Origin of the sequence: Roseibium salinum, from assembly GCF_026240905.1 — a bacterium.
In the GTDB taxonomy this organism is placed as follows: Bacteria; Pseudomonadota; Alphaproteobacteria; order Rhizobiales; family Stappiaceae; genus Roseibium; species Roseibium salinum.
Map to the genome: position 1 here is coordinate 1,912,144 of NZ_JAPEVI010000003.1, position 23,470 is coordinate 1,935,613.

Below are 23,470 nucleotides of genomic sequence, written 5' to 3' on the forward strand. Positions count from 1 at the left end.
CAAACGAAACCGCGTTCTCAAAGACCGCTCAACTTTGCTGCCATCCCGGCGTTCCGCAGGACGGCAGGCCGATCAAAGGGAGAAATCCATGACTGTTGTCCCGGTAACATCGCCGGATCTCGACGCTGCGGAAGTGTCCTGGTTCGCGGCATTGTGCTCCGACGACTACCAGTTCCTGGGAGTTCCGGAAGGCCACCTGCGGTCTTCGTGGGAGCACTGCTCCTCGATCGTGAAGACAGCGGAAGAACAGGGATTCCGCAACATCCTGTGCCCGTCTTCCTACCAGGTCGGCCAGGACACGCTCTCCTTCGTGGCCGGCTGTGCGCCGATCACGGACAGGATCAACCTGCTGGCGGCCGTGCGCTGCGGTGAAATGCAGCCGATCATGCTGGCGCGCACCATTGCGACGCTCGACCACATGCTGAAGGGGCGCCTGACGGTCAACATCATCTCGTCGGACTTTCCCGGCGAACAGGCCGACAGCGGCTACCGCTACCAGCGCTCGCGGGAGGTGGTGGAGATCCTGAAACAGGCCTGGACGCAGGACGAGATCAACTTCGAAGGCGAGATCTACACCTTCAAGGGGCTCACCACGGACCCGGCCAAGCCCTATCAGACCGGCGGCCCCCTGCTCTATTTCGGCGGCTACTCGCCCCCCGCGCTGGAGCTCTGCGGTCAGCACTGCGACGTCTACCTGATGTGGCCCGAAAAGGTCGAGGAACTGGCCGGGCGGATGAAGGCCGTCAATGCGGTGGCCGAAAAATACGACCGCACGCTGGACTACGGCCTGCGCGTCCACATGATCGTGCGCGACACCGAACGCGAAGCGCAGGAATATGCCGACTACATCGTCTCCAAACTGGACGACGTCCAGGGCACGGCAATCCGCGAGCGGGCTCTCGATGCCCGGTCCCTGGGTGTCAGCCATCAGGCCAAAAACCGCGATATTGCCGACGAGTTCGGATATATCGAACCGAACCTGTGGACCGGCGTCGGCCGCGCCCGGTCCGGCTGCGGCGCCGCGCTGGTCGGCTCCACGGATCAGGTCCTGTCCAAGATCGAGGACTACCAGAAGATGGGCATAAGAGCCTTCATCTTCTCCGGCTACCCGCATCTTGAGGAAGCAAAGCACTTCGGTTCGCGCGTCCTGCCGAACCTGAAAACCTGCTCGCTTCCTCATGTCTACGGCCGCGTCCCGGCCGAGACCCCGGCAACCCCTCTCGGCAATGGAGTGCGTCGCTGATGGAACGCGTCAGACTTACCGACACCCTGGAGATTTCCCGGCTGATCTACGGCATGTGGCGCCTCGGCGACGACAAGGACACATCGCCCGCCCATGTGGAGAGGAAGATCCAGACCTGCCTCGATCAGGGAATTACCGCGTTCGATCAGGCGGATATCTATGGCGGCTACACCGCGGAAGCCGTTCTGGGCGGCGCGCTGAAGGCCAACCCGGCCCTGCGCGACAGGATCGAAATCGTCACCAAATGCGGCATCGTCGCCCCCGTCGGCCGCTATGCGTCCAGCATGGTGAAACACTATGACACCTCCCGTGCGCATATCGAGAAATCGGTCGAGGCATCCCTTGCCGATATGGGCATCGAGACGATCGACCTTCTGCTGATCCATAGGCCGGACCCCTTCATGGATCACCATGAGACCGCGTCCGCGCTCGATGATCTGGTGAAGAGCGGCAAGGTGAAAAATGTCGGCGTTTCCAATTTCCGTCCGTGGGACTGGCAACTGCTGCAATCGGCCATGAAAACCGAACTGGTCACCAACCAGATCGAGATTTCCCTGAAGGAGATCTCGCCGTTCACCAACGGCGATGTCGCGTTTCACCAGCGGCTCGGAACCCGGATCATGGCCTGGTCGCCGCTCGGCGGTGGCGCGCTGATCTCCGAGGGCGGCGCGATCGGTGCTGTCCTTGACGAACTTGCAGGAGACTACGGCGTCGACCGTTCGGCGGTTGCAGTCGCCTTCCTTCTGGCGCACCCGGCGCAGGTTCTTCCCGTTCTTGGAACCAACAACCTGGAACGGATCGGCAGGATCGCCGACGCGCTGAAGGTCAATCTGGACCGCGAAACCTGGTACCGCCTCTATGAAGCGGCCCTCGGAAAAGAGGTGCCCTGATGACCATGCACAATACCAATCATACCGTTACCTTCGAGCCTGATTCCGACAATACCCGCCTCCTGCGGGACGCATTCGGCCGCTTCGCAACCGGCGTGACCGTCGTCACCACCGGAACCGACGACGGCCCGGTCGGGATCACCGCCAACAGCTTTTCCTCCGTCTCCCTGGAGCCGCCGCTGGTTCTGTGGATGCCGGACAAGGGATCGCGCCGGTTCCGCTATTTCGAGACGGCCGAGCATTATGCCATCCACGTGTTGAGCCATGAGCAGGCTGAGGTCTGCAGCGGTTTCGCCCGCAATGCCCATGCGTTCGACCGGCTGCCCTACAGGACCGACGAGAACGGCGTTCCGCTGATCGAGAACTGCCTCGCCCGCTTCGAATGCCGGCGGTACGCGGCCTATGAGGGCGGCGACCATCTGATCGTGCTGGGCCGGGTCCTGCAGGCGGAAATGCGCACCGGAGACGCGCTCACCTTCTTTGCCGGCAAGCTCGGGCAAATCGCCCCGAAATAGGCGGCAACCGCGGGGCGGGCGCCCCGTATCAACGGAATATTCAGGGAGGAGCCCGGATGGGCGCATTGTTGGCGGTCCTCGCACCGCTTGCCTTTGCCAATTCCTATTTATTGCGCATCGGCCGTGCAATCGGCGCTTTCGCCGTAGCCTTGATGGTTGTCGCGATCCTGATCCAGGTCGTGTTCCGCTATGTCTTCAACAATGCGCTGCCCTGGCCCGATGAAGCCGCGCGGTTCTGCATGCTGTGGATGACCGGCCTGATGGCGCCGACGGCCTTCCGGCGGGGTGGTTTCGTGGCGATCGACATGATCAGCCACGCCCTGCCGCGGGCTCTCGCCCACCTGCTTTCGCTGGCTCTGCTGGCGCTTTCGCTGCTCGTTCTGCTGGTCGCGATCCGGATCGGCTATGCGGAGGTCACCGGCTTCGGCGGCCGGTTTGCGACCGCCTCGCTCTATGTGCCTGGCAATGCCACCTTCAGTGAATGGTTCCGCGTCCCGCGCAGCTGGATGATGGCCTCGCTCCTTGTTGGCGTGGTCCTGCTGGCGCTGGTCAATGTCGAGCTGATCCTGCGCAACGTCATTTCCGCAATCGGCGGCACCGAACGCCTGCCGGTCATTCCGGACGCCGACCCGGTGGGAGCCGAGTGATGCTGATCTGGTTTCTTCCCATCTTCCTCCTGTTCCTGATGATCGGCCTGCCGGTGTTCTTCGGCCTGCTGGCCGCGCCGGGCATCATCTTGTGGCTGAACGGTCAGGAGCGCGACATCACGCTGCTTTACCGCAACGTCTACAACGGCATGGACAGCTTTCCTCTGATGGCGATTCCGTTCTTCATGCTCGCCGGCGAGTTGATGAACAAGGGCGGCATCACGCTGCGGCTGGTGGAATTCAGCCAGGCACTGATGGGTCATCTGCGCGGCGGCCTGGCCCATGTGAACATCCTGTCCTCAATGCTGTTCGCCGGCCTTTCCGGCTCCGCGGTGGCGGATACCTCCGCGCTCGGTTCCATGCTGATCCCGGCGATGGAAAAGCAGGGATACACCCGCCGGTTTGCCGCCGCGATCACCGCGGCCAGCTCCGTCATCGGCCCGATCATTCCCCCGTCCGGGATCATGATCATCTACGCCTATGTCATGGGCGAAAGCGTTGCGGCCCTGTTCCTTGCAGGCATCGTGCCGGGAGTGATGGTGGGGCTCGGCCTGATGATCATGGTCAAGTTCATGGCCGACAGATACGACTTTCCCGCCGCCAGCCGGAAATACACCTGGGGCGAGCGCGGCCAGGCGTCGCTGAAGGCGTTCTTTCCGCTGCTGACACCGGTCATCATCATGGGCGGTATTCTGGGCGGCATCTTCACGCCGACGGAAGCGGCCGCGGTCGCAGTCGCCTATGCCCTGGTCATCGGCCTCTTCGTCCTGCGGACGATAAGACCGTCGGAAATAGCGGGCGTGCTCAACAGGGCCGGCGTCACCTCGGCGGTCGTCCTCCTGCTCGTCGGCGCTGCCATGGCCTTCAAGACGGTCGTCAGCCTCAGCCATGCACCGGAAATGATGGCAAGCTTCGTGCTGAGCCTGACCGAGAACCCGCTGATCCTGCTGTTCCTGATCAACCTGCTGCTCTTCGTGGTCGGCATGTTCCTCGATGCCGGCCCGGCGATCATCATCCTGGGGCCGATCCTGGGGCCTATTTTTACGTCGATGGGCGTCGACCCGATCCACTTTGCCATCATCATGAGCGTGAACCTGACTGTCGGCCTCGCCACGCCTCCGATGGGGCTGGTGTTGTTTGTCGCCGCATCGGTTTCACGAGAGCGGGTGGACACGATTTCCAAGGCAATTCTGCCGTTTCTGGCGGTGGAGATCGCGGTGATCTTCCTGATCACCTACATACCGGCACTTTCGATGGCCATCCCGCGCTACACCGGATTTGCCGACTGATATTGAGCTTAAAGGGAGGAACTGATGCTCAAATCTGCACTTAAGACATTCACCGTGGCGGCGATGCTCGCCGGGTCGGCACTGAGTGCCGTGGCGGCGGACTACACATTGCGCGCCACCGCCAATTCCAACGAAAACGACGAGGACTATGACGGCCTCGTCGTCTTCAAGAACTTCGTGGAAGCGGCGTCCAACGGCGCGATCGAAGTCGAGCTGTTCATCGGCACCCAGCTTTGCTCCAACGGGGCGGAGTGCCTGCAGGGCGTCGCCGACGGGGCGCTCGACATCTACATCTCCACGTCCGGCGGTGCGGCGGGGATCTTCCCGTATGTGCAGGTCCTCGACCTGCCCTATATGATGTCCGACGACCGGATTGCGGAACACGTGCTTTCGGGCGACTTCACCCGCAAGATGCGTGCGATGGCCCTCGAGGATTCCGGCGGCGCCATCCGTCTGATGACCATCGGCAATACCGGCGGCTGGCGCAACTTTGCCAACACCAAGCGCCGCATCGAAAAACCGTCCGACCTGGAGGGCCTGAAGATCCGGACCGTCGTGGCCGACCTGCCGCAGGAACTGGTCAAGGCGCTCGGCGCCTCCCCGACCCCGATCCCGTGGCCGGAGCTGTTCACGTCCTTCCAGACCGGTGTCGTCGAAGGCTCCAAGAACGGCATCACCGACATCATGAGCATGAAGTTCCCCGATGCCGGCCTGCAATATGTCACCCTTGACGGCCACGCCTACATGGGGGCGCTCTGGTGGATGAACAACGAGAAGTTCCTCTCCCTGCCGGAAGATCTTCGCCGGGTCGTTATCGATGGCTTCCACGCCCTGCAGCAGGCAACCTTTGCTTCGCCCAAGCGCAAGTCGATCCAGGCCTACGAGGAATTCGTCGCCGGCGGCGGTGATCTCTACGTGCCGACCCCGGACCAGAAGGACGCCTTCAGGGAAGCTGCCGCGCCGGTCTACGACTGGTTCCAGGAAAATGTCGGCCGAGGCGCGGAAATCTTCGTCGCTCTTGAAGAAGCCGTTGCGGAAGCGGAAGCGGACGTCAATGCCGACCGCGATGCCGATCTGAACTAGACTGTGCCGATGAAGGGAGGGAGCCCGTGCCGGAACGGGCTCCCTTCTTTTTGCAAACTTCTTTGCTGTTCTCGTCCTCTCCTGCGTCTAGGCTACCGCCCCATAAGATCCTCTGTCAGATCGAAACCTCACATCGAAGCCCCCGAGACAAAGCCAAGGACCCAAATGGTCGAACCATTGAAAGATCGCGCCAACCAGCTGTTTCCCGGGATCGTCATCGCCGGGCTCGTGGCGATTGCCGCCCAGTTCCTGAACGAGCATTACGGCGCGCCGGCCATGCTGATGGCGATCCTGCTCGGCATGCCGCTCAATTTCCTGTCCGAGGAGCAGCGCACGTCGGAAGGGATCTCCTTTGCCGCAAGAACGCTCCTGCGCATTGGCGTTGCCTTGCTCGGTGTGCGCATCAGTGTGGAAATGGTCCAGGCCCTGGGGATTCCGTTCCTGGGTCTCGTCATCCTCGGCGTGCTGGCAACGATCGGCTTTTCGCTGCTGATCGGAGGGCTTTTCGGCCGCGACAGGTTGTTCGCGTTTCTGTCCGGCGGTGCGGTTGCGATCTGCGGGGCGTCGGCTGCGATGGCGATCGGCTCGATCCTGCCGAAGCGCGAACATGCCGAACGCGATCTCGCCTTCACGGTGATCACCGTGACGGTGCTTTCGACGCTGGCCATGATCTTCTATCCGATCCTGACCAGCGCTCTCGGCCTTTCCATGGACGCCACCGGCGTGTTCCTGGGGGGAACGATCCACGACGTTGCCCAGGTGGTCGGGGCGGGGTTCTCCATTTCCGAGGAAACGGGCGATCTTTCCACACTGGTGAAACTGATCCGTGTCACCATGCTCGCCCCGATCGTGCTCGTGGCGGCGCTGATCCTGCGCAAGGGCATGGACCCGGGCACTGCCCGTCCGCCGCTGATGCCCGCCTTCGTGGTGGCGTTCCTGGTGCTTGCCACGCTCAACTCCTTCGGCCTGATCCCGAACCTGGTCAAGGACGTGGCCGGTCAGGTCTCCCGGTGGGCGCTGCTCGCGGCCATCGCCGCCGTCGGCATGAAGACCTCGATCCCGAAGATCCTGGAGGTCGGCGGTCAGGCCATCTGGATGGTCGTGACGCAAACAGCCTTCCTGGCGCTGTTCGTGCTGGGGGAATCTGGCTGATCGGGTGAACTTTCCGGACCTTGACACAAACCCTATATATCGACTGTGTCCCCGGTCCTTTTCCAAGACCGGGGCTTTTCTTGTGCTGGCGAGTATGGAATATAGCTCGCACCTCTTATGGCGGACCGGCATGCCGGTCGACGTTAGACAATATTGACTTACGTCCGCCCAGACATTTCGAAAGCGTTTGGATGAAAAGCTACATCACGACCCCGATTTATTACGTCAACGGTTCTCCGCATATCGGTCATGCTTTTACGTCCGTCATGGCCGATATCCTGAAGCGCAACCGGCTGGCGCTCGGATACGAGCTGCTGCTGTCGACCGGCGTCGACGAGCATGGCCAGAAGAACCAGGAAGCAGCGGCGGCGCTCGGCATGTCCGTCGAAGAATTCCTCGACATGCGCGGCAAGGAATTCCGCAGCGTCTTCGACCGCCTGGGCGTGGCTTACGACTATTTCGTGCGCACCAGCCGGGAAGGTCACAAGCAGGCTGTCGCCGCGATGGAGCAGTCGATCTACGACAAGGGTCTGATCGTCAAGAAGCAGTATACCGGCACCTACTGCAAGGGCTGCGAGGAGTTCAAGAAGGAGTCGGACCTGACCGAGGAAGGCCAGTGCCCGCTGCACCCCACCATGACGGTGGAGCAGACGGACGAGACCAACTACTTCCTCAAGATGGAACCCTACCGGGAGCGGCTGCTGCAGCACATTGCCGACAACCCGGATTTCGTCCAGCCGGAAGCCTTCCGGAACGAACTGAAGAAGATGCTGTCCGAGCCGCTGGACGATCTGTGCATCTCCCGGCCGAAGACCCGCGTGACCCTCGGCGTCGAGCTGCCGTTCGACCCGGATTTCGTCACCTATGTCTGGTTCGACGCCCTGGCCAACTATCTCACCAATATCGGCTGGCCGAGCGAGGGCTATGAGAGTTGGTGGGCTGAATGCGAGCACCTGATCGGCAAGGACATCCTGAAGCCGCACGGCGTCTACTGGCCGATCATGCTGATGGCCGCCGAACTGCCGCTGCCCAAGAAGCTCACCGTGCACAGCCACTGGGTCGGTGCCGGCGGGGTGAAGATGTCAAAGTCGATCGGCAACGTGGTCGATCCGGTCGAGGTGGTCGACAAGCTCGGTGTCGACGCGCTGCGCTGGTATCTTGCCCGGCACATGCGCGCCGACAGCGACAGCCAGATCTCGGTCGAGTTCATCACCCAGAGCTACAATACGGAACTCGGCAACAAGATCGGCAACCTGTTGTCGCGGGCGGCCAAGTTCTCCAAGGCGCGCTTCGACGGCAAGCTGCCGGCGCCTGGTCCGCTTTCGGCCCAGGACGAGGCCATCCGCAAGGCCGTGGTCGAGGCGACCAGGGACATGGGCGAATGGATGAACCTCGCCGACATTCCGGTGCGGATGCAGTCCATCATCACGGTGGCGGACGAGATGAACAACTACTTCGCCGAACAGGCGCCCTGGGATCTGATCAAGAACGATGAGACCCGGGAACGTTGCGAGACGGTCATCTATGTCACCCTCGACTGCCTGCGCATCGTCATGGAAGCCCTGCTGCAGGTCATCCCGGAATCCGCCGGCAAGGCACTCGCCATGCTGAACGCACCGGACGCCGCCGCTCCGTGGAAACCGGAACTGGACAGGCTGAAGGGCGGAGGCGAACTCAACGAGATCGAGACGCTGTTCCCGCGGGTGCAGTAGCTTCCGGCATCGAATGACACGAAAAGGCGCCCTTTATCCGGGTGCCTTTTTCTTGTGAAAACCCTCCCCCAATCATCATCCCGGACGCAGCGAAGCGGAAATCCGGGATCGGTGAGCCGAGGCCCCCGGTTTGAATCCGAGAAACGTGTGGCTCTCTGATCCCGGCTCGCGCTGCGCTTGGCCGGGATTGTTTGTTGAGCTTGGTGTTATTGTGGAGTTGGTCTCCCGGAGCACAATTCCGGGAGACCAGTGGCAGGCGACCGTGCCGGGGTCGGGTTTGCACCCGTTGTCATCAACTCGGTTTAGCGAGTAGGTCCCAAGCCCCTCTCAGAGGTCATCCCCGACTTGATCGGGGATCCATTGGCTTGTCTGGTTTGCAGGAAGATTTGTATGGATTGCAGGATGTGCGGCACACGAGGTCTTGAAGGCGACCGCTCTGGAAATGATTGGATCCCCGATCAAGTCGGGGATCACCCGCGATGAGTAACCGTTGGCCACAGGCGTTCTCCAATGAAAAACGAACCATTCGGCGCACTTGGCAGCGCCGGGATAATCGCTATTCCGCTAGGCGGCCAAAAACTCCAGCCGTTCGTCCAGCCGTGCCGGCGTGATCTCCAGGACGTCGGCGGTCACCACGTTCCCGGCGACGAACGGGTCCTCGGACACAAAGGCCTCCAGGTCTTCCCGGGCAACATTGTGGGCGAGAATGCCGCCGCCACGATCGGGTTGCAGACTGCCGACCATCAGGAAGATGCCCCGGTCGAAACCGCGCTGGATCCAGGCCTTGTGGCCCTCCATCAGATCTGCGGCGCGCGCCGTGTTGTGCGAGAAGGTCAGAGTGACGACAAACATGGGTTTTCTCCTTCGGGTCATGATGCGTTTGCTCGGGTCGCCGGAGCCGGCCGGACGCTGTTCAGCCACTCCAGGATCTGGTCGACTTCGCGCCGGATGAAGCCTTCGTCCTTGAAGGCCTGGGCAAGGGTCGCCACGCCCTGGCTCCAGCTCAGGACGTGCAGGGCGTGCTCTTCCGCCTGCCCGCCGCAGCCGAGTTCTTCAAATTGCCTGGTGAGCCAATCCCGGAACAGCGCCATGATCTGATTGGCCTTTTCCTTCGAGCCGTGGTCGAGCCGGGCAAGTTCGGTGGTGAGCGTGCCGACGGGACAGCCGTGGGCCATGATCTTTGCCTGATTGGCGATGACGATCCTGACGAAACATTCGATCCGGACCGCCGCGTCCCGGGCCGTTTCATCCCATACGGCAAGCAGCTTCTTACGGTCCCCGAGGCGCTTTTCGATCACCGCGTCCAGGATCTCGTCCTTGGTCCTGAAATGGTAGTAGAAGTTCCCGCGGGAAATTTTCACCGCCGCCGCGATGTCCGCGAAGGACGTCGCTGCATAGCCCCGGCCGTAAAAGAGGCTGTCTGCCGCGTCGACGATCTGCTGCCGGGTCGTGCTGCCTGTCATTCGTTCCCTCCGATTTACAAGCCGTTGGCCCTGGCTGGTCTTTTCTAGGACAATTGACTTAGCAACTAGGACAAATGCCCTAAACAGTCAACCCGGTCCGCTCGGTTAACCCGTCGCAGCCGATGCAGGCCATCGCCGGCCTCACGTCAACGTGAACCGAGGTTGCAACCTCTCCTGACACACCCTGTCAGGAAGGATTTTCTATGGTTGCGATCAGCCGGCGTCCGGCGGCTTCGGGCATGTGCAGTATCGGTTTGTTCCTGTAAATCAAATACTTGCACAGTTATCATCAAACGACAGGTTAAATGACACAGTCCAAAACAATGTTGTGTTTTATCAACAATGCGGGAACGCGCGCTGCGGTGACGGCTTTGTGCCGCAGCCGCGCGCAATTCCCGACATTGGAAATCCTCAATCCTCTCCTAAGTTCAACCAGCCTGGCGGCACTCACAGGACCGGCTAAAGGCAGGAATGCCGGTTTCCGCGCGGAGGGAAGCAAATGACGTATATGGAAGGACGGGCCGAGCCGTCGCAGGAAACTGCTGCGCTCGATCTCTTTGACCACACCCGGGCCCGCAGCATGGCGCTGGTGGCCCCCTTGAATGACGAGGACATGGGCCTGCAGTCCATGGAAGATGCCAGCCCGCCCAAGTGGCATCTGGCGCACACCACCTGGTTCTTCGAGGAATTCATCCTGAAACCCTCGCTCCCCGGCTACCAGCCGAGGGACGACCGGTTCGCGCTGCTGTTCAATTCCTACTACGTGCAGGCCGGCCCCCGGCACACCCGCTCCAAACGCGGCCTCCTGTCCCGGCCGGCGGTGCCGGACGTGATGGCCTATCGCTCGCATGTCGAGGACGCCTTGCGCGAAGGTGTGGCGCGGGACGCTTTCACGCTGGACCGGGACGAGCTTGAGGCGCTGATCACGCTCGGCTGTCACCACGAGATGCAGCACCAGGAACTGCTGGTGACCGATCTCCTGCACGCATTCTCCTATAACCCTCTCCTTCCCGCCTATACCGACGCCAAACCCGCCACCGTCAGCGAAGTCCGCGAGCCGGGCTGGACGTCCCATGACGGCGGGCTCGTGGAAATCGGCCATGACGGCACCGGCTTTGCCTATGACTGCGAAGGCCCGCGCCACAAGGTCTGGCTGGAGCCTTACATGCTTTGCGACCGGCCGGTGACCAACGGCGAGTGGATTGCCTTCATGGAGGACGGCGGTTACGAAACCCAGCCGCTCTGGCTTATGGAGGGCTGGGCGGTCCGGGAGAAGAACGGCTGGGACAGTCCCCTTTACTGGTGGAAGCAGGACGGGACCTGGTGGACCTATTCCCTCAAGGGCCCGCATCCCGTCGACCTCTCGGCACCGGTCGTTCACGTCAGCTACTACGAGGCGGACGCCTTCGCCCGTTGGGCCGGATGCCGGCTGCCCACGGAGGCGGAGTGGGAAGCGGCCGCGGAGCAGACACCGATCGAAGGCAACTTCATGGATCACGGCGCGCTTGTGCCGGTGGGACGCCGGACCGGCCTGTGGGGCGATGTCTGGCAATGGACCAGCAGCGCCTTTTCGCCATACCCGGGCTTCAGACCGCCGGAAGGCGCGATCGGGGAATACAACGGCAAGTTCATGGTGAACCAGATGGTGCTGCGCGGCGGCTCCTGCGCCACTCCGAAGCTCCAGATGCGCCCGTCCTACCGTACCTTCTTCTATCCGCACCAGCGCTGGCAGATGCTCGGCCTCAGACTGGCAGGAGACAAATGACAAAACACGTTTCCCCCGCCCCGGGACAACTCGTTCAGATCCGAAATCCTGGCGGGTCTGAATGCGCCGCGAAAGGCCGTCAGCAGCAAGTGGCTCTACGACGATGTCGGATCGCATCTGTTTGAAGCCATTACCGAGCTGGACGCCTATTACCCGACCCGCACGGAACTGGGCATTCTCAAGGAGAACGTCCGCAATTACAGGCGCCTTCCCGGCTCCCGGGGAGCGATGGTCGAGCTGGGCAGCGGATCGAGCCGCAAGACCAACCTGCTGCTCAGCGCCTTTCCCGATCTCTCGGTCTACATGCCGATCGATATTTCGGAAAATCATCTCAAGGACGCCGCCGAACGGGTGCGCCGCGCCTATCCCTCGCTTGCCGTCATCCCGGTCGCGGCGGATTTCACCCAGCCCCTCGGCGAGCTTCCGCTTCTGCCGGAACTTCCGGTTCTGGTGTTCTTCCCGGGATCTACCATCGGAAATTTCGAGAAGTCCGCCGCGGCCGAGCTGTTGAGGAATATTCGCACTGCCATCCCCGGGGCGACCATGATCGTCGGGGTCGACAGGCCGAAGAACCGGGAGGTGCTGGTCGAAGCCTATGACGATCCGGCCGGGATCACGGCCGCGTTCAACCAGAACCTCCTGCAACGGATCAACCGCGAACTCGACGGCGATATCGACCTCACATTGTTCGCCCACAAGGCGGTCTGGAACGAGGAGGAAAGCCGGATCGAGATGCATCTGGAGAGCCTGCGCGAGCAGACGATATCCATCGGCGGTGAAAAGATCGCCTTTGAGAAAGGCGAAACGATCCACACGGAAAACTCGCACAAATACAGCGAGGAAGCCTTCACCGAGATCGCCGGCCAGGGCGGCTGGCGGGTTCTCGATCAGGCGAGCGACAAGGAAGACAAGTTCACCGTCTATACCTTGCAGGCCGTGTGAGCCGCCGCTTCCGCCCTGCGCAACCATCGCATCTTCCGTGAGCCGCTCACGGAAGATGCATTTTGAAGATCACGCGCGCTCGGTCACGGCCAGTCTGACGGCAAGACCGACGAAGACCACGCCGGCCAGGCGGTTGAGCCAGACCTGCGCCCCGTGCGACCGTTTCAGGAACGCGCCAAGCAACCCTCCGCCGAGCGCGATGCCGCCGAACACCAAGATGGTTGCGACGATAAACAGTCCGCCGAACAACAGGATCTGCACCGGAACCGAACCGCGCGACGGATCGGCAAATTGCGGCAGGAACGCCAGGAAGAATATCGCGACCTTCGGGTTTGTCACGTTCATGACGATGCCGCGCCGGTAGAGCGCGAAGGCAGTCAGAGGCGGGTCGTTGCGGCCGGAGAGCTTCGCTCCGCCTGCCCGGAAGGCCTGAAACGCCAGATAGAGAAGGTAACCGGCCCCGGCAAATTTCAGCGCCGTGAAAGCCAGTGCGGATGTCTTGAAGATCGCCGCGACACCGAAAGCGACCGCGACAGTGTGAACGATGAGACCGGTGCACAGCCCCAGGGTGACGATGAGGCCGGCAATTCGGCCATGGAGCGCCGACTGGGTCAGCACGAAAATATTGTCCGGCCCGGGCGCCAGCCCCAGTGCAATGGCTGCGGCAAGGAAGACGGTCAGAACATCAAAAGGAATCATGGTCGGCTCCCCGGAAGCGAATGAACGAATGGACAGCCGGCAGGCAAAAGTCAATTGCGCCCCGCCCGGCAATACTCATGGCGTGCTGAATGGCGAAGGCGATGGTCCCAGGTGTTCCTCCACGCCGGGATGTGCTTTATGACTTTAACGCCAAGAGTTTCGGCTCGGCGATGCCGGATCTCCGCTGCGCTGCGCCCGGAATGTGAGGAACGACCTGCCGGCGTCAGCGTTTGCCGGAGACGCCTGTCCGGGATAGCCGCTTCTTTGCAGGTGAGAATTTTCCAACGAGGGAACCGGCCGGATGACGATCAAACCGAACCTTGCAGGCGCCGTTCTGGCAGTGGCCGTCGCATTTGCGGGCGCTGCCTCTGCGGAAGACTTCATCACCGTCGGCACGGGCGGGGTAACCGGCGTCTATTACCCGGCGGGTGGTGCAATCTGCCGTCTGGTCAACAAGGAACGCAGCGAGCATCGCATCCGCTGCTCGATCGAATCCACCGGGGGGTCCGTATACAACATCCGGGCCATCCGCCGGGGCGACCTCGAATTCGGTGTTGTCCAGTCCGACGTCCAGGCCGCGGCCCTCGAGGGCACGGGAGCCTTTGCCGCCGACCGCTCCTATTCCGGGCTGCGCGCGCTGTTTTCCATCTATCCGGAACCACTGCATGTAGTGGCCCGCAAGGATGCGGGGATCGACAGCGCGCAGGACCTGAAGGGCAAGAAGGTCAATATCGGCAATCCCGGCTCCGGCAGCCGCGTAATGGCCGAGATTCTCTTGCTGCAGGCGGGCATTTCCCCTGAAGACCTGGCGCTTGCCGGCGAGCTGAAGTCCACCGAACAGGCCGCCGCACTGTGCGAGGGCAAACTGGATGCCGCCATCTGGGCGGCCGGCCTGCCGAACGCTTCGGCTCTCGAAGCGACGTCCACCTGCGATATCAGGATCATCCCCCTTGATGGCGAAATCACCGGCAAGGTGCTTGCCGAGACCAGCGCCTACGCGGCAGCCACCATTCCCGGCGGCCTGTATCCGGGCAACCCGAATGACATTCCCTCCTGGGGCCCGAGGGCCACTTTCGTCACCTCGGCGGATGTTCCCGATCAATTCGTCTACGCGGTTGTTTCCGCCGTTTTCGAGAATTTCGACGAGTTCAAGGCGCTACATCCGGCATTCGCCCTCCTCAAGCGGGAAGAAATGATCAAGGACGGCCTCACGGCCGATCTGCATCCGGGTGCAGTGAAATACTATCAGGAACAGGGCTGGCTCTGATTTCCAGCCAATTTCAGAAAGAAGACCCGGAAGGAGGCGAAATGGCGGATCTGGACTGGCATGCGGAGCGCAGTGACCTGGAAGGGCTCGTTCAGCTAGACCGGGCGCCGGAGACACATGACATCGATCTGAAAGCCGTCCGCCAATACCGGCAGGCGCGTGTGCGCGCGAAGATGGGCGACTATGGTATCGATGCGCTGATCCTGTCCGACCCGGTGAACATCCGCTATGCGACCGGCACACGGAACATGCAGGTCTTCTCCATGCGCAACGCCCCTTCCCGCTACCTGCTGCTGACACCGAACCGATCCGTCCTGTTCGAGTTCACCGGCTGCCTGCATCTGGGCGAAGGCTTCGAGACCATAGACGAGGTTCGCCCGGCCAGAACGGCAAGCTTCGTTGCAGCCGGCCCGCATATTGCCGAACGCGAACGCAGCTGGGCGGCGGAAATGGCATCGCTCATACGCGAACTGACCGGAATGAAGGATGCGACGGTGGGGCTTGAGCGGCTGAATGCGGGAACCGCCATTGCGCTGCGGGACGCCGGGTTCCGCATCGCCGATGCTCAAGAGCCGGTTGAAATGGCGCGCGCGATCAAGTCGCCAGAGGAAATGAAATGCGTCATCGCATCCTTGCGCGCGACCGAGATCGGTGTCGGAAAACTGCGCGACGCGATCCGTCCCGGACTGACCGAGGCCGAGCTCTGGTCGGTGCTGCACAAGTCCGTCATCGAGCAGAATGGCGACTACATCGAAACCCGGCTCCTGAGCGCCGGTGCGCGCACCAATCCCTGGTTCCAGGAAACCTCGGACAATGTCATCGGAGCGAACGAGCTGATTGCACTCGATACCGATGTGGTCGGCTGCCACGGATATTACGCAGATTTCTCCCGCACCTTTCATGCCGGTCCGGACCGGCCGAGCGACGTTCAGCGTGAGCTCTACAAGACCGCCCATGAACAGGTGCACCACAACATCGATATCCTGCACCCCGGCATGACATTCCGGGAGTATGCGGACAAGGCGTGGAACATTCCCGAGAAGTTCTATGCCAACCGGTATTATCTGTCCGCCCATGGCTGCGGGATGACCGGGGAATACCCTTATCTCTACCATCACGGAGATTTCCCCGATGCGGGCTATGACGGCGTCGTCGAGCCGGGCATGACGCTTTGCGTTGAAAGCTATATCGGCGAGGAAGGCGCGCGGGAGGGCGTCAAACTGGAGCAACAGTTGCTCGTCACCGCTGACGGCATCCAGGTCCTGTCCCGCTTTCCTTTTGAGGACGATCTTCTGGCATGAGGGGGAAAACCATGTCCCGGCATCTTCAAATCTCCTCCGGAATTAAAAAACCATTCTCAACTCTGAGTGACGGACTGGCAAATCCGCATCCCTTCACCTACCTATCGTAATGTTGCGATGATTTGCGTATCTGAGGTATGCAGTCATTCCGAAACGTTCCGTCTCATCCCCTTTTGGAGATTCATTCTCATGAGCGACACTACGACCTACACCCCGCCGAAAGTCTGGAAGTGGGAGCGGCCGAGCGGCGGTGATTTTGCCAGCATCAACCGGCCGGTTTCCGGTGCCACCCATGAAAAGGAATTGCCGGTCGGCAAACATCCGCTGCAGCTCTACTCGCAGGGAACGCCGAACGGGGTCAAGGTCACCGTGATGCTGGAAGAACTCCTGGCGCTTGGCCACACGGGCGCCGAATACGATGCGTGGCTTATCCGCATCAGTGACGGCGATCAGTTCTCCAGCGGCTTTGTCGGCATCAACCCGAATTCCAAGATCCCTGCCCTCGTCGATCACAGCACCGACACGCCGACGCGGGTTTTCGAATCCGGATCGATCCTGCTCTATCTTGCCGAGAAGTTCGGCGCATTCCTTCCCAAGGATCACGCAGGGCGGACGGAAACGCTGAACTGGCTGTTCTGGCAGATGGGATCGGCGCCGTATGTCGGCGGCGGTTTCGGGCACTTTTATGCCTATGCACCGGAAAAGTACCAATATCCGATCGACCGCTTCGCCATGGAAACCAAGCGCCAGCTGGACGTGCTGGACAAGCTGCTGGCGGGCAGGCCGTATATTGCCGGCAACGACTACACCATCGCCGACATCGCCATCTTTCCCTGGTATGGCGGGATGGTTCTCGGGCGCGCCTATAATGCGGCCGAATTCCTGTCGGTTCGCGACTACAAGCACGTTCTGGCCTGGGCGGAGAAGATCGATTCCCGTCCGGCCGTGGTGCGCGGGCGCATGGTCAACCGTACCTCGGGCGACGAATCCGAACAGCTTCTGGAGCGCCACGACGCATCGGACCTGGATGCGAAGGTCGCCGCCAGGAACGCTGCCGAGTAAAATTGCCACAGCCGCGGCTTCTCTTCTGGCGGGAGCCGCGGCGCTGGAGCGTTCTGCTTAAACTGATTATATCCCGCCCAAACCCCGCAGGTGCTGCGGTCGTTACGGAAAAATATACTAAAACCGACTTCCTTTTGAGTAATTCGGCCGGAGCACCGACCGGAACACAGTCAACAGTGCTCAAATTGCGCTGACTAACATTCACCCCCGAACACACCGTTTGCCGATCCTGCCGGTAATACCGTGCAGATCATGTTGAATCACACCTTGTCACAAATAACATTTTCGTTTCTATATTCGCTGCGCGCTTGCACGGTCCGGGCGGCACCGGTGACTCGTTCACCAGATCGGACGGGCAAACCATTCATAGGCCACTCCCTCGTTACCATTTGGAGCGACATATGCCAGAAGCCCTGAAAATCGGGACACCCAAGGAAACCTTCCCGGGGGAGGCCCGCGTGGCCATGACCCCAGAGTCAGCGTCTCAACTGCAAAAGCTCGGCTATAGCTGCCTGCTCCAGCGCGGAGCGGGGCTGCCGCCGGTTTTTCGGACGAAACTTATGAAAAGGCAGGCATCGAGCTCGTCGATACCGCCGAGGACCTTTGGAAGAAGGCGGACATCATCACCAAGGTCCGCCCGCCCGACGAAACGGAACTCGGCTATCTCGCCAAGGGTAAGACGCTGATCTCCTTATTCAATCCGGGCGGCAACGAGGCGGGGCTGGAAGCCGCGAAGGCTTCAGGCGCCAACGTCATCGCCATGGAAATGGTGCCGCGGATTTCGCGTGCGCAGAAGATGGATGTCCTCAGCTCGATGGCCAATATCGCCGGCTACCGGGCGGTCATCGAGGCCGGCAACAATTTCGGCCGCTTCTTCACCGGCCAGATCACCGCCGCCGGCAAGGTTCCCCCCGCCAGGGTGCTCATCGTCGGCGCTGGCGTTGCCGGGCTCGCCGCCATCGGTACCTCGACCTCGCTGGGTGCCGTGACCTATGCCTTCGACGTGCGCCCGGAAGTGGCCGAGCAGGTCGAGTCCATGGGTGCCCAGTTCGTCTATCTGGATTTCGAGGAAGAACAGCAGGACGGCGCTGCCACGGGCGGCTATGCCAGCGTCTCCTCCCCTGAGTTCCGCGAAGCCCAGCTTGCCAAGTTCCGCGAGCTGGCGCCGGAGATGGATATCGTCATCACCACGGCGCTGATCCCCAACCGGGACGCCCCGAAGCTGTGGCTTGAAGACATGGTCAAGTCGATGAAGCCGGGCTCGGTGATCATCGACCTTGCGGCCGAACGCGGCGGCAACGTGGAAGGCACCGTCAAGGACGAGAGGATCGTCACGGAGAACGGCGTGGTCATCATCGGCTATACCGACTTCCCTTCGCGCATGGCGACCCAGGCCTCCAGCCTCTACGCCACCAATATCCGCCATATGATGACGGACCTGACGCCGGAGAAGAACGGCCAGGTCGTCCACAACATGGAAGACGACGTCATCCGCGGCTCGACCGTGACCTTCGAAGGCGGAATCACCTTCCCGCCACCACCGCCCAAGGTGCAGGCGATCGCGGCCAAGCCGAAGGAAAAGCAGAAGGAGCTGACGCCGGAAGAAAAGCGCGCGCAGGAAGTCGCCGCCTTCAAGGCGCAGACCCAACAGCAGGTGACCCTCCTGGCCGTCGGTGCACTGCTGCTGATGCTCGTGGGCCTGATCGCCCCGGCCAGCTTCATGCAGCATTTCATCGTCTTCGTGCTGGCGGTCTTCGTCGGCTTCCAGGTGATCTGGAATGTCAGCCATTCGCTGCACACGCCGCTGATGGCCGTGACCAATGCCATTTCGTCGATCATCATCCTCGGCGCGCTGATGCAGATCGGGTCCGGGTCGTTCCTGGTGATCCTGCTCGCCGGTCTCTCGGTCTTCATGGCCGGGATCAACATCTTCGGCGGTTTCCTCGTCACCCGGCGCATGCTCGCCATGTTCCAGAAATCCTAAGGAGGGCCGAGCGATGGAATTCGGTTTCACGACTGCCGTCTATGTTGTTGCGGCTGTTCTTTTCATCCTCTCGCTTGGCGGCCTTTCGGGGCAGGAGAGCGCCAAGCGTGCCGTCTGGTACGGCATCGCCGGCATGGGACTGGCGGTGGTCGCCACGCTGATCGGCCCGGGCTCGGGCCTGTGGCTGCTGTCGATCATCCTGATCGCGGGCGGCGGTATCATCGGCTATTACGTCGCACAGCGCGTGCAGATGACCGAGATGCCGCAGCTTGTGGCCGCGATGCATTCGCTGGTGGGCCTCGCCGCCGTCTTCGTGGGCTTCAACGCCTATATCGAACTCGGCCGCGTCCTGACCATGTCGGCTGAAGAGCGCGAGGCCCTGGAAGGCTTCGCCGCCCTCCTGGCCCACAAGACCCCGATCGAGCAGTCGATCCTCAAGGTCGAGGTCTTCCTCGGCGTCTTCATCGGTGCGGTTACCTTTACCGGCTCGGTCGTCGCCTTTGGCAAGCTGGCCGGCAAGGTCTCCTCCAAGGCGGAAAAGCTGCCGGGCGGACACATGCTGAACGCCGGGGCGGCGATCCTCAGCGTGCTCTTCCTGATCCTGTTCCTGAACGGCGCGGGAATCTGGACGCTGATCGCGATGACGCTGCTCGCGTTCTTCATCGGCTATCACCTGATCATGGGCATCGGCGGCGCCGACATGCCGGTGGTGGTGTCGATGCTGAACTCCTATTCGGGCTGGGCCGCGGCGGCCATCGGCTTCTCGCTCGGCAACGATCTGCTGATCGTCGTCGGCGCGCTTGTCGGTTCCTCCGGTGCGATCCTTTCCTACATCATGTGCAAGGCGATGAACCGCTCGTTCATCTCCGTCATCCTGGGCGGCTTCGGCAACACGACCGGACCGGCCATGGAAGTGGAAGGCGAGCAGATTGCCATCGACTCCGACGGTGTCGCGGCCACGCTCAACGACGCCGACAGCGTCATCATCGTGCCCGGCTACGGCATGGCGGTGGCGCAGGCGCAGAACGCTGTCTCCGAGCTGACGCGCAAGCTGCGCTCCGCCGGCAAGGAAGTCCGCTTCGCCATCCATCCGGTTGCCGGCCGTCTTCCGGGGCACATGAACGTGCTCCTGGCCGAGGCCAAGGTGCCGTACGACATCGTCATGGAGATGGACGAGATCAACGAGGACTTCCCGCGGACCGACGTTGCGATCATCATCGGCTCCAACGACATCGTCAATCCGGCGGCGCAGGACGACCCGAACTCGCCGATCGCCGGCATGCCTGTTCTGGAAGTGTGGAAGTCCAAGCAGGTGTTCGTGCTGAAACGCGGCCAGGGCACCGGCTATTCCGGCATCGAGAACCCGCTGTTCTTCAAGGAAAACACGCGGATGTATTACGGCGACGCCCGTAGCAGCGTCGACGCCCTGCTGTCCAAGATCGACTGATCCGGGCCGCAGACGAAACAAGGCCGCCGCTCCAGGGAACTGGAGCGGCGGCTTTTCTTTGCCGTGACGCGCGTTTCATCCGTAGAGGCGGCTCGGACCCTGCGACCATTCAACCCTGACGACTGATCGTCACGTGGGTGGCAGCCTTGGTCCTCTGGCTCGAGCTGACCTGATAGCCGAGCGCCGGCAGGTCGAGCCGGCTGAAGAGGTTCTCGCCTTTCCCGAGCAGCGTCGGCGCCACAACGATGTGCATTTCATCGACAAGGCCGGCGCTGAGATACTGCCGGATCGTGGAGACACCGCCACCCAGACGGACATCCTTGCCCGCCGCGGAGGCTCGCGCCCGCTCAAGAGCCGCCTCGATGCCATCGGTGACGAAATGGAAGGTCGTTCCGCCCTCCATGACGACAGGGTCGCGCGGGTAGTGCGTCAGGACGAAAACATCCGTCTGATAAGGCGGATTGTCGCCCCACCACCCCTTCCATTCATCATCCGGCCATTCGCCCCTGATGGGACCGAACATATTGCGCCCGAGGATCCAGGAACCGACATTCTCAAAGCCTTGCCGCGCAAAATCGTCATCCGGACCGGTTTCGCCCCCGTCATTGCCAAGGACCTTGGACTGGAAAGTCCGTGTCGGGAAAAACCATTCATGGATCGCCATGCCGCCGATGCCGAGCGGATTTTCCAGGTCCTGCGAGGGACCTGCACCATAGCCATCGAGCGACACGCCGAAACAGCAAACACGGAGCTTGGACATAATCGACACCTCAATCTGCTTGTGATCTGCAAGCGCCAAACTCTCATAACCGATGTCATATTGCAAGTGGTTTAATCGCACAATCCGCGTTGTCCGAATCCAGGCCGCAGCCGGTTCATCAAGATGGTTATGTCCGATAACTAACTCACTTGACTGTCGTCATTCAGCCCGGAAAAGCTGCGGTTTTCGGCCACCAGTTCCTCAAGCAGCACGGCCGGCGACCAGTAGAACGGATCCTCGGCGGCGAACTTGCGGATATCGACGAGGACATTCTCCAGCCCGTAAGCATCGGCATAATGAAGCGGGCCGCCGCGCCAGCGCGGGAAGCCGTAGCCGAACAGCAGAACGACATCGATATCGGAGGGGCGCTGCGCGATCCCGTCGGCCAGGACCCGTGCGGCTTCGTTGATCATCGCCGCCATGTAGCGCCGCTGGATCTCGCCCGCGGTGAAGCTGCGCGGCTCGATACCGGCCTCTCGCCTTGCCTCTGAAAGCAGGTCCAGGACCTCCGGGTCCGGACGGCCCTTGGGGCTTTCGCCGTCATAGACATAAAAGCCGCGTCCGGTCTTCTGGCCAAGCCAGCCCTTGTGATAGAGCGTGTCGGCGAAGTCCACCGACCTTTCGCGCGGATCGCGTGTTGCCGCCTTGCGCTGGCGGGCGGCGTAGCCGATGTCGATGCCCGCGAGATCGGCCACCTGAAAGGGGCCCATCGCGAAGCCGAAATCGGTCAGGGCCGCGTCGATCTCGTAGGGGCTTGCCCCGTCCATCATCATGTAGTCGGCCGCAAGGCGGTAGTGGGACATGATGCGGTTGCCGATGAAGCCGTCACAGACACCGGCGCGCACGCCGACCTTTCCGAGCCGCTTGGCCAGGGCGAAGGCCCGGGCGACGTGCCGCCTGTCGGTCCGGTCCGCGACGACGATTTCCAGGAGCCGCATGATATGGGCGGGAGAGAAGAAATGCAGACCGAGAACGTCCTGAGGCCGCCCGGTCGCCAGCGCGATTTCGTTCACGTCCAGATATGACGTGTTGGTGGCAAGCGTCGCGCCAGCCTTGGCGACTGTGTCCAGCCGGTTGAAGACGTCCTTCTTGACGTCCATGCTTTCAAAAACGGCTTCGATGATGATGTCCGCATTTGAAAGCGCGTCGTAGCCGACCACGGTTTTGAGCCGCTCGTTCAGGATACGGCCATGAGCCTCCTGGCTCAGCTTGTTGCGCTCGACCGCGCCGGCGAGGTTCCTTGCAATCGTCTGGCGGGCCTTGTCCGCGAACTCCGCTTCCCGTTCGACCAGAACGACGCTCAGCCCCGCCATGGCCGCGGCCGTCGCAATGCCCGCACCCATCGTGCCACCGCCGATGATCCCTATTTCCGCGAACGGCGGTGGCTCGACACCTGCGATTTCCGGAAGCTGAGCCGCCCTGCGCTCGGCAAAAAAGGCGTGGATCAGCGCCGCCCGCTGCGGTGTCTCCATCAGGGTCAGAAAGATGCTGCGCTCTTCCACCAGGCCGTCCTTGAGATCGAGCCGGGTGCTTGCCTCCACGGCATCGATCGCGGCGAGCTGGGCGATCTGCCCCTTGTGCCTGGCCGCGGTCTTCTTGCGAACCGCCTCCAGCTCCTTTGGATCGATGGAAGGGCGTGGCCGCTGCCCGCAAGGCCGAGGGCTGTCCTCCCCCGAGGCCAGCGATCTCGCCTTCGCGGTGGCAGCGTTCAAAAGATCGTCCGCCTCAACCACATCATCGAAGATACCGAGCTTCTTTGCCTCCTGCGCAGAGAGCTGGCGGCCGGAGGTGATGATGTCAATTGCGGCGCCAACGCCGATCAGCCGCGGCAGGCGCTGGGTGCCGCCGGCCCCTGGAATGAGGCCGAGGGTGACTTCGGGCAGACCCACACGGGCCGTGTGGGCTGCCATCCTCACGTGCGCACCGAGCGCGATTTCAAACCCGCCGCCGAGCGCTGCACCATTGACCGCTGCAACGACCGGCTTTGTGCATTCCTCGATCCGGTTGACGACATCCGGAAGATAGGGCTCCAGCGGCGCCTTGCCGAACTCGGTAATGTCCGCCCCGCCGACAAAGATCCTGCCTGCCCCTGTTATGACCGCGGCACCGGCCTCGGGATCTGCCTCAACGCGTTCGATTGCGGCCATGAGGCCGGTGCGGACCTGCTGCGAGGTCGCATTCACCGGCGGATTCGCGATCGTGATGACGGCCACATTGTCGCGAACGGCGTAGCCTACGGTGTCTGTCAT

General features: G+C 62.0%; 19 protein-coding genes and 1 pseudogene. 15 read left to right on the top strand and 5 right to left on the bottom strand.

Annotated elements, in window-relative coordinates; genetic code table 11:
* Positions 1-88: 88 nt before the first annotated feature.
* The 8 genes from ON753_RS13395 (at position 89) to metG (ending at position 8,531) form a co-directional block, all read left to right on the top strand.
* Positions 89-1,243: an LLM class flavin-dependent oxidoreductase gene (locus ON753_RS13395; RefSeq protein WP_265963138.1), complete on the top strand. Its 1,155-nt coding sequence runs from the start codon at positions 89-91 to the stop codon at positions 1,241-1,243.
* A complete protein-coding gene (locus ON753_RS13400) occupies positions 1,243-2,133 on the top strand; it encodes an aldo/keto reductase (RefSeq protein ID WP_265963139.1) in 891 nt (296 codons plus the stop codon). The genes ON753_RS13395 and ON753_RS13400 overlap by 1 nt, the downstream gene beginning before the upstream one ends.
* Complete coding sequence (locus ON753_RS13405; RefSeq protein WP_265963140.1) at positions 2,133-2,648, top strand: flavin reductase family protein; 516 nt, start codon at positions 2,133-2,135, stop codon at positions 2,646-2,648. Before ON753_RS13400 ends, ON753_RS13405 begins: the two co-directional genes overlap by 1 nt.
* Positions 2,649-2,704: 56 nt before the next feature.
* On the top strand, positions 2,705-3,295 hold the full coding sequence (locus ON753_RS13410; RefSeq protein ID WP_265963141.1) for a TRAP transporter small permease: 591 nt from the start codon (positions 2,705-2,707) through the stop codon (positions 3,293-3,295).
* Positions 3,295-4,584 (top strand): TRAP transporter large permease, encoded by a 1,290-nt coding sequence (locus tag ON753_RS13415; RefSeq protein WP_265963142.1) that lies wholly within the window; start codon positions 3,295-3,297, stop codon positions 4,582-4,584. The genes ON753_RS13410 and ON753_RS13415 overlap by 1 nt, the downstream gene beginning before the upstream one ends.
* 24 nt (positions 4,585-4,608) lie before the next feature.
* On the top strand, positions 4,609-5,667 hold the full coding sequence (locus ON753_RS13420; protein ID WP_265963143.1) for a TRAP transporter substrate-binding protein: 1,059 nt from the start codon (positions 4,609-4,611) through the stop codon (positions 5,665-5,667).
* Positions 5,668-5,832: 165 nt separating this feature from the next.
* Entirely contained in the window at positions 5,833-6,819 is a 987-nt protein-coding gene (locus ON753_RS13425; RefSeq protein ID WP_265963144.1) for a YeiH family protein, read from the top strand.
* 191 nt (positions 6,820-7,010) lie between these two features.
* On the top strand, positions 7,011-8,531 hold the full coding sequence (gene metG, locus ON753_RS13430) for a methionine--tRNA ligase (RefSeq protein WP_265963145.1): 1,521 nt from the start codon (positions 7,011-7,013) through the stop codon (positions 8,529-8,531).
* Positions 8,532-9,095: 564 nt separating this feature from the next.
* Here the strand turns inward: metG and ON753_RS13435 are convergent.
* Complete coding sequence (locus tag ON753_RS13435) at positions 9,096-9,383, bottom strand: YciI family protein (RefSeq protein ID WP_265963146.1); 288 nt, start codon at positions 9,381-9,383, stop codon at positions 9,096-9,098.
* Between the two features lie 17 nt (positions 9,384-9,400).
* Positions 9,401-9,994: a TetR/AcrR family transcriptional regulator gene (locus ON753_RS13440; RefSeq protein WP_265963147.1), complete on the bottom strand. Its 594-nt coding sequence runs from the start codon at positions 9,992-9,994 to the stop codon at positions 9,401-9,403.
* A 499-nt stretch (positions 9,995-10,493) separates the two neighbouring features.
* Between ON753_RS13440 and egtB the strand changes: the two genes are divergently transcribed.
* Both egtB and egtD read left to right on the top strand, forming a co-directional pair.
* Entirely contained in the window at positions 10,494-11,759 is a 1,266-nt protein-coding gene (gene egtB / locus ON753_RS13445) for an ergothioneine biosynthesis protein EgtB (RefSeq protein ID WP_265963148.1), read from the top strand.
* A gap of 45 nt (positions 11,760-11,804) precedes the next feature.
* Positions 11,805-12,701, top strand: a complete 897-nt coding sequence (gene egtD, locus ON753_RS13450; RefSeq protein WP_265967155.1) for an L-histidine N(alpha)-methyltransferase — start codon at positions 11,805-11,807, stop codon at positions 12,699-12,701.
* A gap of 69 nt (positions 12,702-12,770) precedes the next feature.
* Here the strand turns inward: egtD and ON753_RS13455 are convergent, their stop codons facing one another.
* Complete coding sequence (locus tag ON753_RS13455) at positions 12,771-13,400, bottom strand: LysE family translocator (RefSeq protein ID WP_265963149.1); 630 nt, start codon at positions 13,398-13,400, stop codon at positions 12,771-12,773.
* Positions 13,401-13,701: 301 nt separating this feature from the next.
* Between ON753_RS13455 and ON753_RS13460 the strand changes: the two genes are divergently transcribed.
* From ON753_RS13460 to ON753_RS13480, 5 genes and pseudogenes are all read left to right on the top strand, one after another.
* Positions 13,702-14,667, top strand: a complete 966-nt coding sequence (locus tag ON753_RS13460) for a TAXI family TRAP transporter solute-binding subunit (protein ID WP_265963150.1) — start codon at positions 13,702-13,704, stop codon at positions 14,665-14,667.
* Between the two features lie 41 nt (positions 14,668-14,708).
* Positions 14,709-15,968 carry a M24 family metallopeptidase gene (locus tag ON753_RS13465; protein ID WP_265963151.1) on the top strand — a complete coding sequence of 420 codons (1,260 nt, stop codon included), beginning with the start codon at positions 14,709-14,711 and terminating at the stop codon, positions 15,966-15,968.
* Positions 15,969-16,157: 189 nt separating this feature from the next.
* The gene (gene yghU / locus ON753_RS13470) at positions 16,158-17,030 is read left to right on the top strand and encodes a glutathione-dependent disulfide-bond oxidoreductase (protein ID WP_265963152.1); all 873 of its coding nucleotides are present in this window, start codon (positions 16,158-16,160) and stop codon (positions 17,028-17,030) included.
* 413 nt (positions 17,031-17,443) lie between these two features.
* Positions 17,444-19,014: pseudogene (locus ON753_RS13475) on the top strand (Re/Si-specific NAD(P)(+) transhydrogenase subunit alpha).
* Between the two features lie 13 nt (positions 19,015-19,027).
* The gene (locus ON753_RS13480) at positions 19,028-20,461 is read left to right on the top strand and encodes an NAD(P)(+) transhydrogenase (Re/Si-specific) subunit beta (RefSeq protein WP_265963153.1); all 1,434 of its coding nucleotides are present in this window, start codon (positions 19,028-19,030) and stop codon (positions 20,459-20,461) included.
* A gap of 109 nt (positions 20,462-20,570) precedes the next feature.
* Here the strand turns inward: ON753_RS13480 and ON753_RS13485 are convergent, their stop codons facing one another.
* Both ON753_RS13485 and ON753_RS13490 read right to left on the bottom strand, forming a co-directional pair.
* Entirely contained in the window at positions 20,571-21,221 is a 651-nt protein-coding gene (locus ON753_RS13485; RefSeq protein WP_265963154.1) for a dihydrofolate reductase family protein, read from the bottom strand.
* 140 nt (positions 21,222-21,361) lie between these two features.
* Positions 21,362-23,470: a 3-hydroxyacyl-CoA dehydrogenase NAD-binding domain-containing protein gene (locus ON753_RS13490; RefSeq protein ID WP_265963155.1), complete on the bottom strand. Its 2,109-nt coding sequence runs from the start codon at positions 23,468-23,470 to the stop codon at positions 21,362-21,364.

Bases quoted from the DNA above. Each gene is read 5' to 3' on its own strand.
- ON753_RS13425 (WP_265963144.1), top strand. From the start codon at position 5,833: ATGGTCGAACCATTGAAAGATCGCGCCAACCAGCTGTTTCCCGGGATC.
- ON753_RS13400 (WP_265963139.1), top strand. From the start codon at position 1,243: ATGGAACGCGTCAGACTTACCGACACCCTGGAGATTTCCCGGCTGATC.
- metG (WP_265963145.1), top strand. From the start codon at position 7,011: ATGAAAAGCTACATCACGACCCCGATTTATTACGTCAACGGTTCTCCG.
- ON753_RS13490 (WP_265963155.1), bottom strand. From the start codon at position 23,470: ATGACAGACACCGTAGGCTACGCCGTTCGCGACAATGTGGCCGTCATC.
- ON753_RS13480 (WP_265963153.1), top strand. From the start codon at position 19,028: ATGGAATTCGGTTTCACGACTGCCGTCTATGTTGTTGCGGCTGTTCTT.
- yghU (WP_265963152.1), top strand. From the start codon at position 16,158: ATGAGCGACACTACGACCTACACCCCGCCGAAAGTCTGGAAGTGGGAG.
- ON753_RS13405 (WP_265963140.1), top strand. From the start codon at position 2,133: ATGACCATGCACAATACCAATCATACCGTTACCTTCGAGCCTGATTCC.
- ON753_RS13460 (WP_265963150.1), top strand. From the start codon at position 13,702: ATGACGATCAAACCGAACCTTGCAGGCGCCGTTCTGGCAGTGGCCGTC.
- ON753_RS13410 (WP_265963141.1), top strand. From the start codon at position 2,705: ATGGGCGCATTGTTGGCGGTCCTCGCACCGCTTGCCTTTGCCAATTCC.
- ON753_RS13420 (WP_265963143.1), top strand. From the start codon at position 4,609: ATGCTCAAATCTGCACTTAAGACATTCACCGTGGCGGCGATGCTCGCC.
- ON753_RS13485 (WP_265963154.1), bottom strand. From the start codon at position 21,221: ATGTCCAAGCTCCGTGTTTGCTGTTTCGGCGTGTCGCTCGATGGCTAT.
- ON753_RS13440 (WP_265963147.1), bottom strand. From the start codon at position 9,994: ATGACAGGCAGCACGACCCGGCAGCAGATCGTCGACGCGGCAGACAGC.
- ON753_RS13395 (WP_265963138.1), top strand. From the start codon at position 89: ATGACTGTTGTCCCGGTAACATCGCCGGATCTCGACGCTGCGGAAGTG.
- ON753_RS13465 (WP_265963151.1), top strand. From the start codon at position 14,709: ATGGCGGATCTGGACTGGCATGCGGAGCGCAGTGACCTGGAAGGGCTC.
- ON753_RS13455 (WP_265963149.1), bottom strand. From the start codon at position 13,400: ATGATTCCTTTTGATGTTCTGACCGTCTTCCTTGCCGCAGCCATTGCA.
- ON753_RS13415 (WP_265963142.1), top strand. From the start codon at position 3,295: ATGCTGATCTGGTTTCTTCCCATCTTCCTCCTGTTCCTGATGATCGGC.
- ON753_RS13435 (WP_265963146.1), bottom strand. From the start codon at position 9,383: ATGTTTGTCGTCACTCTGACCTTCTCGCACAACACGGCGCGCGCCGCA.
- egtB (WP_265963148.1), top strand. From the start codon at position 10,494: ATGACGTATATGGAAGGACGGGCCGAGCCGTCGCAGGAAACTGCTGCG.